The 14,969-nt window shown below is 34.2% G+C and carries 12 protein-coding genes; 8 read left to right on the top strand and 4 right to left on the bottom strand.

Translation table 11 applies throughout. The features are described 5' to 3' along the window. The first annotated feature begins 317 nt into the window (after nucleotides 1-317). From ACQKM9_RS15930 to ACQKM9_RS15950, 5 genes are all read left to right on the top strand, one after another. A complete protein-coding gene (locus ACQKM9_RS15930) occupies nucleotides 318-2,021 on the top strand; it encodes a sigma-54 interaction domain-containing protein (RefSeq protein ID WP_427735341.1) in 1,704 nt (567 codons plus the stop codon). Between the two features lie 92 nt (nucleotides 2,022-2,113). Next, nucleotides 2,114-2,368 (top strand): (2Fe-2S)-binding protein, encoded by a 255-nt coding sequence (locus tag ACQKM9_RS15935; RefSeq protein WP_427735342.1) that lies wholly within the window; start codon nucleotides 2,114-2,116, stop codon nucleotides 2,366-2,368. Further along, complete coding sequence (locus tag ACQKM9_RS15940) at nucleotides 2,365-2,703, top strand: (2Fe-2S)-binding protein (protein ID WP_427735344.1); 339 nt, start codon at nucleotides 2,365-2,367, stop codon at nucleotides 2,701-2,703. Before ACQKM9_RS15935 ends, ACQKM9_RS15940 begins: the two co-directional genes overlap by 4 nt. Further along, a complete protein-coding gene (locus ACQKM9_RS15945) occupies nucleotides 2,696-3,919 on the top strand; it encodes an NAD(P)/FAD-dependent oxidoreductase (protein ID WP_427735345.1) in 1,224 nt (407 codons plus the stop codon). Before ACQKM9_RS15940 ends, ACQKM9_RS15945 begins: the two co-directional genes overlap by 8 nt. 425 nt (nucleotides 3,920-4,344) lie before the next feature. After that, nucleotides 4,345-5,898, top strand: coding sequence for an alanine/glycine:cation symporter family protein (locus tag ACQKM9_RS15950; RefSeq protein ID WP_427735346.1), 1,554 nt, complete (start codon nucleotides 4,345-4,347; stop codon nucleotides 5,896-5,898). A 152-nt stretch (nucleotides 5,899-6,050) separates the two neighbouring features. Here the strand turns inward: ACQKM9_RS15950 and ACQKM9_RS15955 are convergent, their stop codons facing one another. Next, entirely contained in the window at nucleotides 6,051-7,985 is a 1,935-nt protein-coding gene (locus tag ACQKM9_RS15955; protein ID WP_427735347.1) for an acyltransferase family protein, read from the bottom strand. Between the two features lie 1,020 nt (nucleotides 7,986-9,005). On the opposite strand from ACQKM9_RS15955, the gene ACQKM9_RS15960 reads away from it, so the two are divergent. Further along, nucleotides 9,006-10,628: an SH3 domain-containing protein gene (locus ACQKM9_RS15960; RefSeq protein WP_427735348.1), complete on the top strand. Its 1,623-nt coding sequence runs from the start codon at nucleotides 9,006-9,008 to the stop codon at nucleotides 10,626-10,628. Between the two features lie 432 nt (nucleotides 10,629-11,060). On the opposite strand, the gene ACQKM9_RS15965 is transcribed toward ACQKM9_RS15960, so the two are convergent. The 3 genes from ACQKM9_RS15965 to ACQKM9_RS15975 all read right to left on the bottom strand — a co-directional run bounded on the left by ACQKM9_RS15965 (nucleotide 11,061) and on the right by ACQKM9_RS15975 (nucleotide 13,647). Next, entirely contained in the window at nucleotides 11,061-12,089 is a 1,029-nt protein-coding gene (locus ACQKM9_RS15965; RefSeq protein WP_427735349.1) for an LLM class flavin-dependent oxidoreductase, read from the bottom strand. Between the two features lie 109 nt (nucleotides 12,090-12,198). After that, on the bottom strand, nucleotides 12,199-12,555 hold the full coding sequence (locus tag ACQKM9_RS15970) for a MerR family transcriptional regulator (RefSeq protein ID WP_427735350.1): 357 nt from the start codon (nucleotides 12,553-12,555) through the stop codon (nucleotides 12,199-12,201). A gap of 522 nt (nucleotides 12,556-13,077) precedes the next feature. Beyond that, entirely contained in the window at nucleotides 13,078-13,647 is a 570-nt protein-coding gene (locus tag ACQKM9_RS15975) for a manganese efflux pump (RefSeq protein WP_427735351.1), read from the bottom strand. Nucleotides 13,648-13,799: 152 nt separating this feature from the next. Between ACQKM9_RS15975 and ACQKM9_RS15980 the strand changes: the two genes are divergently transcribed. Beyond that, nucleotides 13,800-14,555 (top strand): DUF817 domain-containing protein, encoded by a 756-nt coding sequence (locus ACQKM9_RS15980; RefSeq protein ID WP_427735352.1) that lies wholly within the window; start codon nucleotides 13,800-13,802, stop codon nucleotides 14,553-14,555. Nucleotides 14,556-14,728: 173 nt separating this feature from the next. After that, the gene (locus ACQKM9_RS15985) at nucleotides 14,729-14,950 is read left to right on the top strand and encodes an FCD domain-containing protein (RefSeq protein WP_427735354.1); all 222 of its coding nucleotides are present in this window, start codon (nucleotides 14,729-14,731) and stop codon (nucleotides 14,948-14,950) included. The last annotated feature ends 19 nt before the right edge of the window (nucleotides 14,951-14,969 follow it).

The raw sequence follows: 14,969 nt of genomic DNA on the forward strand, positions 1-14,969 counted from the left end.
TTTCTTTTCGTCAACAATATATAATGCAGGAACCGTGCCAACTTTTAATTTTGCCCAGAAGATCTCACTTATTTAATAAAATTAGATAAATTAATTAGTATTAAAAACCTCTCAATATCTGTTTTATTGAATTATCTATTTAGCGTTCAGCTTATAAAATATAAATTGATTGCTAAAGTACAGTCACTATAAATATAAAACAACCAATTTTTAGAGATATTTTCAGAATAGTTGGATTAACTTTCTATTTTTTCTTATATTGTGTAAAATAAATTAGACAATTCTAATTTATTTAACAATTGAGGTAGGGGATATTTATGAATAATGAACAAAAATTACTTCTTAAGCTCTTATCAAAAAACTTTTCAATACTTGATTCAAAAGAACTTTTAACTTCTTCATTACAAAATAATTCATCAGAACAAACTTTTTATCGTAATGATACTGGGGAAATATTTATTAAATTTGATGATGCACAGATTTTTTGCGATATCTTTTCTTTTGATACTCCGATGCCAACTATTCTTAATGCTTGTGAGCATAATAAGCCTTTTTTATTTACTATGGATGGTGACATTATCGGCTATACTACTAGCACTCTATTGCTTTCTAATTTATTTACAGAGCACATAAAAGCTAATATATTTTTTGATACGATTTTAAATACCATTGATGAATCTTGCACAGTTATTGATGAAAATCAGAACATATTATATTGGACAAAAGGTGCAGAGGAGTTATTTACGTTAAAGGAACGTGATGTATTAGGTCGACCTATCACTGATTTTTTCCAGGCTGAACACCTCGAAATTCTAAATTCATTGCAAAAAGGGACATCTATTCAACATGCTCAGCATCAGCCACGAGAAGATTTAGTTGTACGAATTAATTCAAATCCAGTAATTTGGCAAGATACTATTATTGGAGCAGTTGTCTCAGAAACGAATATTACAAATCAAATTCGTTTAAATAATGAGCTTTACGAGACATCAGAAAAATTATTCTCTCTAGAAGAAGAAGTAAGAAAAGTAAAAAACGCTGATAATCCCTTCACTTACATAAAAGGAAATAGCCCAACACTAAAAAAGACATTAGAGAGAGTAAAAAAGGCTGCTACAACACATGCCAATATTTTGATAAATGGTGAAAGCGGTGTTGGAAAAGAGTTATTTGCTAAAGCCATTCACACTATTAGAGAAGATGATAAAGCTCCGTTTATAGCTATTAACTGTGGTGCCATTCCACCAGGACTATTTGAAAGTGAAATCTTTGGTTATGAAAAAGGAGCATTTTCTGGAGCAGATCAAAAAGGGAAAAAAGGAAAAGTGGAACTTGCAAAGGGCGGAACATTGTTTTTAGATGAAATCGGTGAAATGCCACTCGATATGCAGGTTAAAATCTTACGGCTTCTGCAAGAAAAGAAATTCTATCCTGTTGGGGGAACTAAGGAAATTGAAGTTGATTTTCATGTTGTTGCAGCTACTAACCGTGATCTTATGGAGCTTATAAAAGAAGGAAAGTTTAGAGAAGATTTATATTATCGCTTAAACGTAGTCAATATTAAAATTCCTGCTCTACGTGAAAGAATCAGCGACATTATCGAATTAACCCATTATTTCTTATATGAAATTTCTATTAAGTATAACCGCCCTGTTCACGGTATTTCTCAAGACATACTACAAAATCTAATGAACTACTCATGGCCAGGGAATATTCGTGAACTAAAAAACGTTGTTGAAAGACTTGTTGTATTCTCTGATAACGGAATAATAAAATCTGAGGACTTACCAATCGAGTTACACGCTCACGCTCCCTCCCTTACCAATAATAAAAAAGAAGAGAGCGATTCTTTGAAACAATACGATTCCCTCCCCTTGAATCTCCAATTACAAGAATACGAAAAAGATATATTACTTAAAGAGTTACATAAAGCCGAAGGGAATAAAAATACATGTGCAAAAAACCTTGGTATCACCCGCGCTACACTTTACAACCGTCTAAATAAATTAGGCATAAAATAACTACAGTTGGCTTTTGGCATAGTTCTTGCATTTATTTTAAGAATAGATTGCAAACATTTTTGAAAGTGGTGAGCGTATTGTCAGAAAATAACATGATAATTTGTAGATGTGAAGAAGTAACTTACGGGCAATTAGTCGAGACAGCAACAACTTACGATTGCACAGCCCGCGAACTAAAGCTTCGCACTAGAGCTGGTATGGGCTACTGTGGAGGTAGAACATGCCGTAATTTAGTCGACAGTATAGCTAATAAAGTTCAACCGAGAAACGAGAAACAAGTTTCCTTAAAATATCAGCCACCCATTCGTCCAATTCACTTTGGTGACTTAGGAGGTGTAAATGAATGACAATGCGTATTATAGATCACCCGGTATTAGGGCGATTAAATGACTTAAATACAATTTCATTTACTTATAACGGTGAAACACTAACAGGTTTATTAGGAGAATCTATTGCTGCTGCTTTATTGGCAAACGGTATTCGTACAATCCGTTATCATGAGGAGAGCGGGACACCAAGAGGTATTTACTGCAATATTGGACATTGTTTCGAATGCAGAGTACATGTTAACGGCCAACAAGGCGTCCGTGCATGTTTAACACCATTAGAGGAGAATATGGACATCATAAGTGGTGGCAAATTACCAACACCCGTTCGTGATTGGAGGGCTAATAATGAATAATGCTATCGTAATCGGTGCAGGGCCAGCAGGCTTATCTGGAGCTATCTCCATGGCACAACAAGGATTAAAAGTAACTGTCATTGATGAATATATGAAAGCAGGTGGTAGATTACTTGGTCAATTATACGAAGAACCAACAGGTGGCTGGTGGAATGGCGTCAAGGAATCCGCAAACCTCTACAATAGCGCACTAACATTAGGTGTTGATTTTAAATTAAGTACTCCAGTCTCTAATATTGAAAAAATTGATGACCAGTGGGTTGTATATACTAATGAACATACCTATACAACACCAAATTTATTATTAGCGACAGGTGCTGCTGAATCGCCAATCCCTATACCTGGGTGGACGCTACCAGGTGTAATGTCTGTAGGCGCTGCTCAAGTCATGACAAATGTTCATCGTGTTAAACCAGGGAATAAAGGCGTGATTGTAGGTGTTAATGTACTTTCTTCTGCGATTGCAATGGAATTAAAAATAGCAAATATAGAAGTTGCATGTATTGCCTTGCCTAAGCTAACAAAGGTAACAGAGGAAACTGGGAATCCTCTAGCCGTTATGAACTCCTTATTAAATGTGGCACATATGGCTCCTTCCCAATTAGTAAAAATGGGAAGTAAATTAATGAAAAATGATTTTCTAAAAAAAATGGGAATCACCTTCTATCCTAAAAAAGGTATGAAAATGTGGGATATTCCAATTATGCTTCGCAAAGCTGTTATTGAAATTTATGGTAATGATTCTGTAGAAGGTGTTGTCCTAGCAGATATTAGTCCATCAGGTGAAATAATCCCTGGGACAGAAACAAAAATTAGTGCTGATTTCGTCTGCATCGCTGGTGGCTTATATCCATTAGCAGAATTAGCCGCTTTAGCAGGCTGTCCATTCCATTGGATTGAAGAACTTGGTGGCTATGTTCCCCTACATAATGAGACGATGGAAACAACTCTAGATGGCCTTTACGTAGCTGGCAATATCACAGGGATTGAAGGTGCTAAAATTGCTATTAAACAAGGACATTTAGCGGGTTTAACAATTGCCAATAGAAATAATAATGGCAAACTAGAACAAGAGATACAAGATGCACTTAAACAATTGAACTCAACTAGAGAAAATGCATTTATTCAATTCCACCCGGATATCAACATTGGAAAGCAAAAATTACAGCAATACTGGATAAAACATCATCAGGATATAAACCTAGTAAAAAATTAAAAGAAAAAGAGCTCCTCCATTCAAGTTTAGCTTAACTAATGGAGTGGCTCTTTTTTATTTTGAGGTATTTTTTCATTTTCAAAGTAATCCCAAAAAATCTTGGCACAAAAATTGCATTAACTATATCTCAAGTAAGAATTATTCATTTTGATTAAGAAAGGAGCGTGAATATATTACATCAGTAAATCTTAACCACTACTATCCTATGTCAACTGAACTTATTTTTACAAAGGAGGCAATTTTGAATAAGCACTTTATTCCTTTATCTATTTTATTACTAAGAAATATCTAGTTCACCAAATAACTATTTAGGGTTATACAGCATGATGCTTCGATCATATACGCCACTGAATTATGCAATCATTGAAGGTTTATCAATTAATTATTGTTATAAATTCTATTTGCAATCATGAGGGGGAGTCAAGATGGAGACTATCGTAACTTGGTTAGTAGATCAGGTATGGAGTACAGGACTAGTTGTTTTTGCTTTAGGAGCAGGTTTATTTTTTACGGTTATGACAAAGTTTGTACAGTTTAGATACTTCAAAGAAATGATCATGCTACTATTTGAAGGTAAAAATTCTGACCATGGAATATCTTCTTTCCAAGCCTTCTGTCTAGCTTTATCAGGAAGAGTTGGTATTGGAAATATCGCAGGAGTAGCTACAGCAATCGCGTTTGGTGGACCAGGTGCAGTATTCTGGATGTGGGTTATGGCTTTACTCGGGGGTGCCAGTGCTTTTATCGAATCTACACTTGCTCAAGTTTATAAAAGTAAAATAGGTACTCAATATCGCGGAGGGACACCTTACTTTATTGAAAAAGGATTAAAGATAAAATGGTTTGCTATATTAGTCGCTATTGTTGTGACAATATCTTATGGTATCTTACTGCCAGGTGTTCAATCAAACAGTATTGCATCAGGTTTTGAAAACGTTTTCGGTATCAATAAAGATGTTTCTGGTCTTATTATCGTAGTGCTTTTAGGATTTATCATTTTCGGTGGTGTGAAACGTATTGCAACAGTTGCTGATAAAGCAGTTCCTTTTATGGCTATCGGCTATGTAGCAGTGACACTTATTGTATTATTTGCTAACTTTTCAGAAATTCCAGCTATGTTCTCTCTTATCATCTCAAGTGCATTTGGTGCACATGAAGCATTTGGTGGTATTGTAGGAGCGGCCATTTCATGGGGTGTCCGTAGAGCGGTATTCTCAAACGTAGCAGGTGTTGGTGAGGCAACTTATAGTTCTGCAGCAGCTGAAGTATCTCACCCTGCTAAGCAAGGCCTTGTACAAGCATTTTCTGTATATATTGATACAATTGTCGTCTGTACAGCAACTGCCTTTATGATATTAATTTCAGGTATGTATAGCGTAACACCTGAAGGTAAGGCACCAATTGTTGATAATATGAAAGGAATCGATGCAGGCCCTATTTATACACAATCGGCTGTAGAGGCCGTATTACCAGGGTTCGGAGGCATATTCATATCAATTGCAATATTCTTCTTTGCTTTCACGACTTTAATGGCCTATTACTATATCGCTGAAACAACATTAGTATATTTAGACAAACACACAAAATTCCGTTGGCTAAATTTTGTGTTGAAAATTGGATTATTAAGTATGGTCTATATTGGAAGTGTAGAATCCGTTTCCTTCATTTGGGCATTAGGTGATTTAGGTATCGGAAGTATGGCTTGGCTTAATTTAGCCGCTATTTTGTTACTTTCTAAACCCGCCTTAAAAGTATTGAAAGACTATGATAGTCAGAAAAAAGCTGGTTTGGATCCGATTTTTGATCCTAGAAAAGTTGGCATTGAAAATGCTGATTTTTGGATTAATAAATGTGATGAAATGAATAATAAAAATGGATTGACTGCAATTCTCGATCCTAAGGAGGCTGTTATTGAGCATGTCCATTCATTAAGTAATAAAGAAGATAAAGCAAAAAGTAAAACACCTCTCAACAAATAATGGATTGATTCAAAAACATGTGTAGTTTATAACTCAACGTACTAGTATTGAATATTTACATCTATTTTTGCAAAAAGCCTCCAAAAGTTAGAACTTCAACTTTTGGAGGCTTTTTAATAATTTTGATATGCAGTTTTTTCATTTGTTAATATTCACTTATCATTCATAGATTGCGCTATAGCTTCGCGAACAATTGTGGCATAAAATTCCCCACCCTTTTCATTTGGATGAATCATATCAGGATAGAAAATGTCTTTATCATTATTTGTTTCACTATACCAATCTACTAATATTACATTACTATTTTTTCTTGCAGCTTCACTTAATTTTTTATTTACCCCGTCTTGCCAATCCCTTGGCAACCTTGTATTTATCAAGTAAATTGTACGGTCCTTGCCGATTGCTTTTAATAATGTGTCTAATTGTGTTGTACTAAAATCACCATTAGAGCCAAGACCTATTACAACAACTTGTCCTAATTTGCCTTGATTTTTTAAGTCCGTCACTACTTTTGAAGCATCATATACTTGACGTCCTATTTTTGCGTCAACAATAATTTGTGGTATTTCCTTCTGTAACTCCGTAGCAGCACTTAACATAACCGAATCACCAATGGCGCTAACTGTTATATCGTTTGGTATTTTTTGTTCCTTTTTAGCCTTTTCCTTTTCCTTTTCTAAAGCTTCAACTTGTTCTTTTGCTGCTTCAGCTTTCGCCTTCGCTTCTTCGCGTCGCTCTCCTTCCTCTTGTTTCATTTTCTCTTCATTAGCTTTCTTTACTTCTATATTCTGTTCTTGTTGTACTTTTTCGAGTTTTTTTTGTTCTGCTATTAAATGTTCTTCCAATTGTTCACTCGCAGACTGCTTAGTTGGCGTGAAAATCATCCCTAGAATGAAAATAATCAGTACACAGCCACCTATTGCTGATCCAATACGATAAGGTAATTTCCACTGAGACCAAGACCATGACCATTCTTTCGATTGAAAATTTTTTAGCCATATTCGCCATTGACCTCTGCGTATCGGGTCCTCCACATATCTCCAAGATAAACCAGCAAATAGTAATGTTAAGCCAATAATGACTATCACTTTGATAAAGCTAACATCCTCATATCCAACCCCTGCTCCCATTAAAACAACAATTGGGAAATGCCAAATATATATTCCGTAAGAGCGTACCCCTATCCAAATAAGAGGTTTAAAACTAAATAGATTTCCTATAAAACTTGCCTGATGCACTATAACTGCAATTAAAATAGCAGTCACAAGGGAAGCCAACAACATACCGCCCATATACAAGAATGAACCTGTCTCATCCATCGTCATCATCATCAATACTAATAAAGCAAAACTAATGATTCCTACAATGTTAAGAATTTTTTTTGCATCATCCGTGACATTTTTAGCAAGCTTTCTACTTGGCCATACAAATGCCAATGCTGCTCCTATTAAAACTGAAAATGCTCGAGTATCTGTGCCATAATAAACGCGACTAGGATCCACACCTGGTTCATACATTACTAACATTAAAATAGCAGATACAAGTGCCCCTATGAAAATACCTATTGCCAGAGTTCCTCTATTCTTAACTACCTTCAAACCAAGCATCATAATAATTGGCCATAATATGTAGAATTGTTCCTCTACTGCAAGTGACCACATATGTTGCAACGGGGATGGCGGAGCAAACGATGTAAAATACGAATGATCTTGTGCTATGTAAAACCAGTTGCTAACATATAATGCTGCCGCTACAATTTCTGAACGTAGCCCTACTAAAAACGTTCTCTGGAAAAGAGTAATCCATGTACCAACTAGGATCAACATGATAAATAATGCTGGGATTAACCTTCTAAATCGCCGAATCCAGAATCCTTTCAGATCAATTCTACCTGTTTTTTCCCATTCATTTACTAGTAAATCTGTTATTAGATAACCTGACAAAACAAAGAAAATGGTTACACCTAAAAATCCACCGTCTACTGACTTAAAATGTAGATGATACAAGATGACCGCCAACACTGACAAAGCCCTTAGTCCGTCCAAACCACTTATATATCTGCGATTATCTTTCACTGGCTTTGACATTATACTTCCCCCTAAATACGCACTACTGTCTTCTATTTATATTTGACGATTTAATCAAAAGAATAGTTTTTAAAATATAGTTTTTTTCGCAAAAAATATAATTATTTATTAGTTAAATCTTGTTACTTCTATACTACTCCTAGCATTTTATAGCAAATTCTCTATTTATTCATAAATATAACTACTTAATTTCAAAAAGTACTTTCTCCTATTTATTTTCAAATTAAACCCAATAAAAAACTACCTTCTCGAAGTACATCAAAGTAAATATAAAAGGCAGCTTTTTATAGTTTTAGAGCTCGTTTTTGTATGTTTTTTTAAATCATAATATGTATACAGTCCAAACCCGGAATAACTTACCAATAATAATATAGTGTGAATTCATCTGTAATGTAGTATGGTAAAAAGTAACGTATGTAATCTACATGTTAAATCTCAATTCACAATTATATATAGTCTAAAAACCCATTACAGTTTCCATATTTCACTAGCAATTCCATAGATTCATTGTACTTTTGCTTATACCCTATTATTAAACTATTTCCTTTTCGTGTTAAAGTACAACCGCGATATTGACTCTTGTTGAACATATCTCTCTTTTTCCCATGCACTACACTTTGATTTTATAAGCCCAGATACGATACCTTAATACCTCTACTACCAAACTATTTTCATATATTTTTCCAGGTGCCTTAAATACCTCAGAAAGCCTCTCAAACCTTCTACATCATTTCAGAAAAATAGACATTTTCATAAAAAATATTTAAATCAAATGATTCTATTTACTCACCAAAAATACCATCTTACTAACAATACTTTAGTCACTTAAATATAATAAATTGGTTATATAGATTCATTTTCACATATCATATTTGAAAATGTTTTAACAGTTATATATAGATTAATTTTATTAAAAAACTATTACATTTAAGTAACAAATAATATAAAATTCTCACGATTCATTTAAAATACGCCTTTTTTACTAAATAAGCATTAATATAGCGAATGAGGAGGTATAGAATGAAAAATACTAGATTCAAATTCATGTTTTTACTTCTCCTATGTAGCATATTAATCATTCCTTCCTTTGTCGGTGCAAAACAAGCAAACGCTGCATCAACCGTCACTATGAAAGTGAATGCTGAATCACTCAATATGCGATCAGGTCCAAGTACAAACTACAAAGTTGTGAAAGTTTTAAAAAAGGGCAATAAGGTAACAAAGATTTCTACAAAGGGTTCTTGGACAAAAGTGAAATCGATCAATACAACAGGTTGGGTTTCTTCTAAGTATGTTGAGAATGTCTCAACGACAGCAACGTCAAGTACTACGAAAAAAGCCGTCGCTACTGTAAGTAATTTAAACATTCGTAGCGGAGCTGGTACTTCGTATAAAAGTCTTGGTAAGTTATCTAAAGGAACATCAGGAACAGTCATCGCTGAAAAAAACGACTGGGTACAAATCAAAACGAGTAAGTATACAGGATGGGTTAGTAAATCGTATGTTTCTATTACGACTAATAAAAACACATCTACTGGCAGTTCCAATGGTTCAACAGTAAAACCAGCAGCAACTTCAACTGCTAATGTTGGTAAATATTTTACCGTAAAAGTTGATTCATTAAATGTTCGAAAAAGTTCTTCAGCTAGTTCCACAAAATTAGCGGTAATTAAAAAAAATAGCTCATATAAAATTCTTGCTCAGTCTAGTAATAATTGGGTTAAAATTACATACGCTACAGGCAAAACAGGTTGGGTTTCTGCAAGTAATGGCTATGGTAAAATCACAAAAACAAAGCCAACAACCACTTCATCAAATGGTAATTCAAATACAGGGACAGTAGTACCTTCAACTGATATAGGAAAATACTTTACTATTACAGCTGATTCTTTAAACGTGCGTAAAAGCGCTTCCGCAACTGCAACAAAATTGAGTGCTGTTAAATATGGCAGTTCATTTAAGATTTTGGATAAATCAAGCAATAACTGGATTAAAATTACATACGCTACAGGTAAAACAGGTTGGGTTTCTGGTAGCTACGGTAAAATCACAAAATCTAAACCTACAAAACCAGTATCAAATGATGGGACAAATTCATCAGGTGGCTCTTTAAGTGGTAAAATTATTGTAGTTGATGCAGGTCATGGAGGATCAGATTCTGGTGCTGTATCTAACGGCGTACTAGAAAAAGATTTAAATCTTCAAGCTGCATTAGCTTTACGATCAAAATTGCAAGCTGCAGGCGCTACAGTGAAAATGACACGAACTACGGATATTTTCCCAACATTATATGACCGTGTTGCCTTTTCAAATATGATGAAGCCTGATGCTTTTATAAGTCTTCATCATGATTCTGCTACAGCTTCAGCTCGTGGTTTCAGCGTCCTATATACAAAAGGTAAAGACAGTACTCTTGCCTCGTATATCAAACAAGGAATGAGCAACTCTCTACCGAACATGGTTAATCGTGGACACAAATATCAAAATTTATATGTACTAAGAGAAAATCCACAAATCGGAGTCCTTGTTGAATTAGGTTTCATCACGAATCTACAAGAAGTACAAACTTTAAAAACGGCTACTTTCCGTAATTCTGCCGCAAACGGAATTACAAATGGTTTGATAAATTATTTTAACAATTAAAATGAAAAAGAAACGCCTTTTTAATCAGAGGCGTTTTCTTTTTTGTCTTATTATTTATTTTTCTGTTTAAATGGCGATGTTTTATAGATAAAAAATGTAATCCCTGCAATGATGAAGATAATAATAAAATACTTATAAAATAAAAGTGTAACGAACAATTTCATAATTGACATGCCAAATTTCAAAATAATAAAAAGAAATATAATAATTCCTAATAACTTTAAGATCGGATTCACCGCTAACATACCCTTCGCATCAGCTTTTAAATCGCCGACTCTTTGTTAGTTATTATAGCATGTCTACTAAATTTAGTGCTTCTACTTCTTATTATTACTTCCCCTATCTAATGAAAACTATTTTTAATAATGCATTCAACATAAATTAAACCCAAAAGACTGCCTCCACATAATGCTGGAACAGCCCTTTTGAGATTTATATATACTTATTAACCACTGGCATTATTTTAGTCCCTAGTAATTCAATTGACTTAGCTACTTCTTTGTAAGGTAGCCCACCGATGTCTAGCTGTGCTAAAAAGCGAGAATGACCTAGTAATTCATGCTGTTTTAATATCTTCTCAACAATTTCATCTGGTTCTCCAATAAACAATGAGCCCTCTGGGGATGTCATTTGATCATAATCTTCACGATCTAAGTGAAAAAACATATTACGTTGTTTGTTAACATATGTCCAATAATTATTAAAGTAAGTATAAAATGTCTCTCTCGCTTGCTTTCCATCTTCAGTAAAATAACCATGACCTGTTATAGCTAATTGACACTGTTCTTTCGTATGTCCAGCTGCATTAAAAGCTGTTCTGTAATCCTCTACTAAAGGTACAAAACATTTTGGATCATCTCCCAGCATAACAATTGCCATCCCTACCCCATAACGCCCAGCTCTTTTCGCACTTGCTGGTGTACCTCCCACACCAACCCATACAGGAATGAGATTTGTCGCTCGTGGGGAAATCTCTGCATTTGATAAGGCGGGACGGTGATTTCCTTTCCATGTAATAGTCGCTTCGCTATTTAACTTCAAAAACAATTCAAGGTGCTCTTCAAATAATTCGTTATATTGCTCAAGATTGTAACCAAACAATTGAAATGAATCTATTAAAGCTCCACGTCCTGCCATAATTTCCGCACGACCATTCGATAATAAATCTAACGTTGCAAAATCTTCATATAATCGAACTGGATCTACAGTACTGAGAACTGTCGTTGCACTTGTTAACTGAATATTTTTTGTCTGCTGAGAAATTGCACTTAATACTACTGGCACTGAAGAAATTACATAATCCAGTCGATGATGCTCACCTACTCCAAATACTTGAAGTCCAACTTCATCCGCAAGTTTCGCAGCTTTTAATACCTCTTGCAAACGATTCTTTGCATTGCCTAACTTTCCTGTTTGAGGATCGACTCCTAAATCAGCAAAGGTATATACTCCAAACTCCATTTTGCCAACTCCTCATTGTGAGATTAGAATATGATTGAAATCTGTTACTATTAAAATCATTTTTATTTTGCAAAACTTTTCTCCTACGCTACAAAATGCTCTACAGGGATTATATTAACTGATTTAATTCCAACATCATTGTTGTAATTTTATTTTTTTTATATTGAAGTTCTTGTTCTTCTTTTAGTACGGATTCTAATTCTTGATCAAGGCTATTTAATAGCCCTTGGATTAACTTTTTTGACCCGCATCCATCAGTTCTCTTTAAATCGAATATTTCTTGTACATCCTTTAAAGTAAATCCAATTAACTGCATTTCCTTAATTGCATGAAAATCATTAATATCTTTTATTGAATAATCCCTCATTCCATTAATCCATTTCGGTTTCACTAAATCCAATTCCTCATAGTGGCGGATTGTATCCTTTGTTGTATTCACCTGTTTTATGAATTCACTAATTTTCATTGCTTCAGCCCCTAACAAAGTAATTGGTTGACGTGGGGTTAACCCCATATTCTATCCTTTAATAAATATGAAAGGATGGATGAAAATGGTTAGTAGTTTAATAATAATATTATATTCTATGGTATGCATCATTGGGTTGGTTGCCTTAATTATTGGAAATTTAAAACAGAATATAACAATAAGTATTTCTAAAAAGATTTCGCTGACTTTTTTCGCAATAAGTCACTTCTTCTTTTTAGCGTTAGGCATTGCAACCTTATTTAGCACCTTATCCTTCACCTGGTTAGTTGCAACTGGATTCCTAATTGTTGTATCAAGAATACTTAATGGTCTAGCTCTTTATGGCAAGAATAATTGGCGACATTATATAATCACTGGAACTATTTTATTATTAATTCTCTTACTCTATTTAATGGACTTGTAGTTCTTTTATTTAAATTGTATTCGTCAACTACATTTAGCATTAAAATAAACTCATAAAAAATCGCCCTAAATCCAATTAGATTTAGGACGTTCTTGTATTCAAATGAACATCTCAAATATCCCAATACAGATTAGCAATAATCCTGAAAGCACCGTGGAATATTTGCTGATAAAGGTATTGGTCAATAAAGAGCCAAAATGGTTACCTACTCCAATCGTAATTAGTGAAAATAAACCAATTGATATAACTGTCCATATTGCTGAAATACCATTGGCACCAATCCCTATCCCTCCTGCAAGGCAGTTTGCAGATAAAGCCAACCCTAGCGGCACCGATTCTCTAACAGAAATAATTCGATTCATATCTCTATCCATTGTTTCAGGATTTTTCAAAGACTCCTGATTTTTGAACCTTGTGGACAATAGAGTCCATAGCCCAATTCCACACAACAAAAAGCTCCCTATAAGGCTAGCATTATGGGTCGAAATATATCTGGTCACCTCAGAACCCGCAATTACCGCTATATACGTTATGACCATCGCCACAAACGCTATAGTGACGTTTGAAATCATAGGGATTTTTGTTTGTTTAACCCCATAAGCTAGACCAATGCCTAAGTTGTCTAAATTAGCTGCAACCCCCATAAGTAAAATGGTAACCCAATGCATAATGACCTCCTTGTAACGATACACTCATTCTTTAAATCATATGCATAAATAGTTAAATGGTGCATTCAAATGAATTTGCATGCGCCCTTCTATATAAATTCATCAATACGAACCAAACCCTATGTAATTTCGTCCAATTTTAGGGTGATTATATGGAAAGATTATTAAAATTCACATACTTACAGGCAATATCATGCATTTTCCCAGTCATTATCTTCGCTACACTTGCCTTATCAAATTTATTGAGAATTCCCTATTTACCACGCTATGATTTTATATTAATCATTTGTCTAGCTGCACAAGTTTTTATGCTTCTTTCAAAATTAGAAACATGGGATGAATTCAAAGTCATCTGCTTGTTTCATGTCATTGGGCTTGGACTTGAATTATTCAAAGTACATATGGGGTCTTGGTCATATCCGGAAGAAGCATATAGTAAAATTTTTGGTGTTCCACTTTATAGTGGCTTTATGTATGCCAGTGTAGCAAGTTATATTTGTCAAAGTTGGAGGCGTTTAGATTTACATATTTACAACTGGCCAAAGCCATTTTTCGTCTACAGTATTAGCATTCTTATTTATATGAATTTTTTTTCTCATCATTATATATACGATTTACGTTGGGTCTTAAAAGTATTGTTATTAGTTATCTTTTTCCGTACAACAGTAACATATAAATTGAACGAAAAAGTCTTTAAAATGCCAATGATTTTATCATTTTTATTAGTTGGTTTCTTTATCTGGATTGCTGAAAATATCATGACATTCTTCGGCGCATGGCAGTACCCAAATCAAGAACAAACTTGGTCCCTGGTTTCAATAGGCAAAATTAGCTCATGGTTTTTACTAGTCATCATTAGCATTATTATCGTGACGCAATTAAAGCAATTAAAGAGTCGAGTGAAATGAATACGTTGCAGCACCTTCTTCGAAACCTACGTAAAAAAGGCACTAACTAAGTTAACTTAGTTAGTGCCTTGGATAAATATTTTTTTCATCAATAGAATATCGATATTTTTAAAACCTTTTATTATATGAACAAATTAATTAGAAGTACCCCAGCTAGTCCAACAAGAGAAATAATGGTTACCATGAGTGCCAGCTATATGACTGAAGAAGCACTTGAAAAACTTAAATCTTGTGTAGAAATTGGCCGCACAGGAACTACAGAAGAAGTCATGACAGCAAATTATGCATTTCACCAAATTATCGTAGGTGCAACGAACAATCCAATGATGATTGATATCATTGACCGCTTGCAGTCCATCATTTACCTTTTCCAAAAAAACTGTTGTCTATCATAAACGCCCTCTTTTAATAGAA

Source organism: Viridibacillus sp. NPDC093762 (assembly GCF_050279675.1).
Taxonomy (GTDB): Bacteria; Bacillota; Bacilli; order Bacillales_A; family Planococcaceae; genus Viridibacillus.

Coding starts and splice junctions, on each gene's coding strand:
- ACQKM9_RS15985 (WP_427735354.1), top strand. CDS start 14,729: ATGGTTACCATGAGTGCCAGCTATATGACTGAAGAAGCACTTGAAAAA.
- ACQKM9_RS15945 (WP_427735345.1), top strand. CDS start 2,696: ATGAATAATGCTATCGTAATCGGTGCAGGGCCAGCAGGCTTATCTGGA.
- ACQKM9_RS15975 (WP_427735351.1), bottom strand. CDS start 13,647: ATGCATTGGGTTACCATTTTACTTATGGGGGTTGCAGCTAATTTAGAC.
- ACQKM9_RS15950 (WP_427735346.1), top strand. CDS start 4,345: ATGGAGACTATCGTAACTTGGTTAGTAGATCAGGTATGGAGTACAGGA.
- ACQKM9_RS15930 (WP_427735341.1), top strand. CDS start 318: ATGAATAATGAACAAAAATTACTTCTTAAGCTCTTATCAAAAAACTTT.
- ACQKM9_RS15935 (WP_427735342.1), top strand. CDS start 2,114: ATGATAATTTGTAGATGTGAAGAAGTAACTTACGGGCAATTAGTCGAG.
- ACQKM9_RS15960 (WP_427735348.1), top strand. CDS start 9,006: ATGAAAAATACTAGATTCAAATTCATGTTTTTACTTCTCCTATGTAGC.
- ACQKM9_RS15965 (WP_427735349.1), bottom strand. CDS start 12,089: ATGGAGTTTGGAGTATATACCTTTGCTGATTTAGGAGTCGATCCTCAA.
- ACQKM9_RS15980 (WP_427735352.1), top strand. CDS start 13,800: ATGGAAAGATTATTAAAATTCACATACTTACAGGCAATATCATGCATT.
- ACQKM9_RS15940 (WP_427735344.1), top strand. CDS start 2,365: ATGACAATGCGTATTATAGATCACCCGGTATTAGGGCGATTAAATGAC.
- ACQKM9_RS15970 (WP_427735350.1), bottom strand. CDS start 12,555: ATGAAAATTAGTGAATTCATAAAACAGGTGAATACAACAAAGGATACA.
- ACQKM9_RS15955 (WP_427735347.1), bottom strand. CDS start 7,985: ATGTCAAAGCCAGTGAAAGATAATCGCAGATATATAAGTGGTTTGGAC.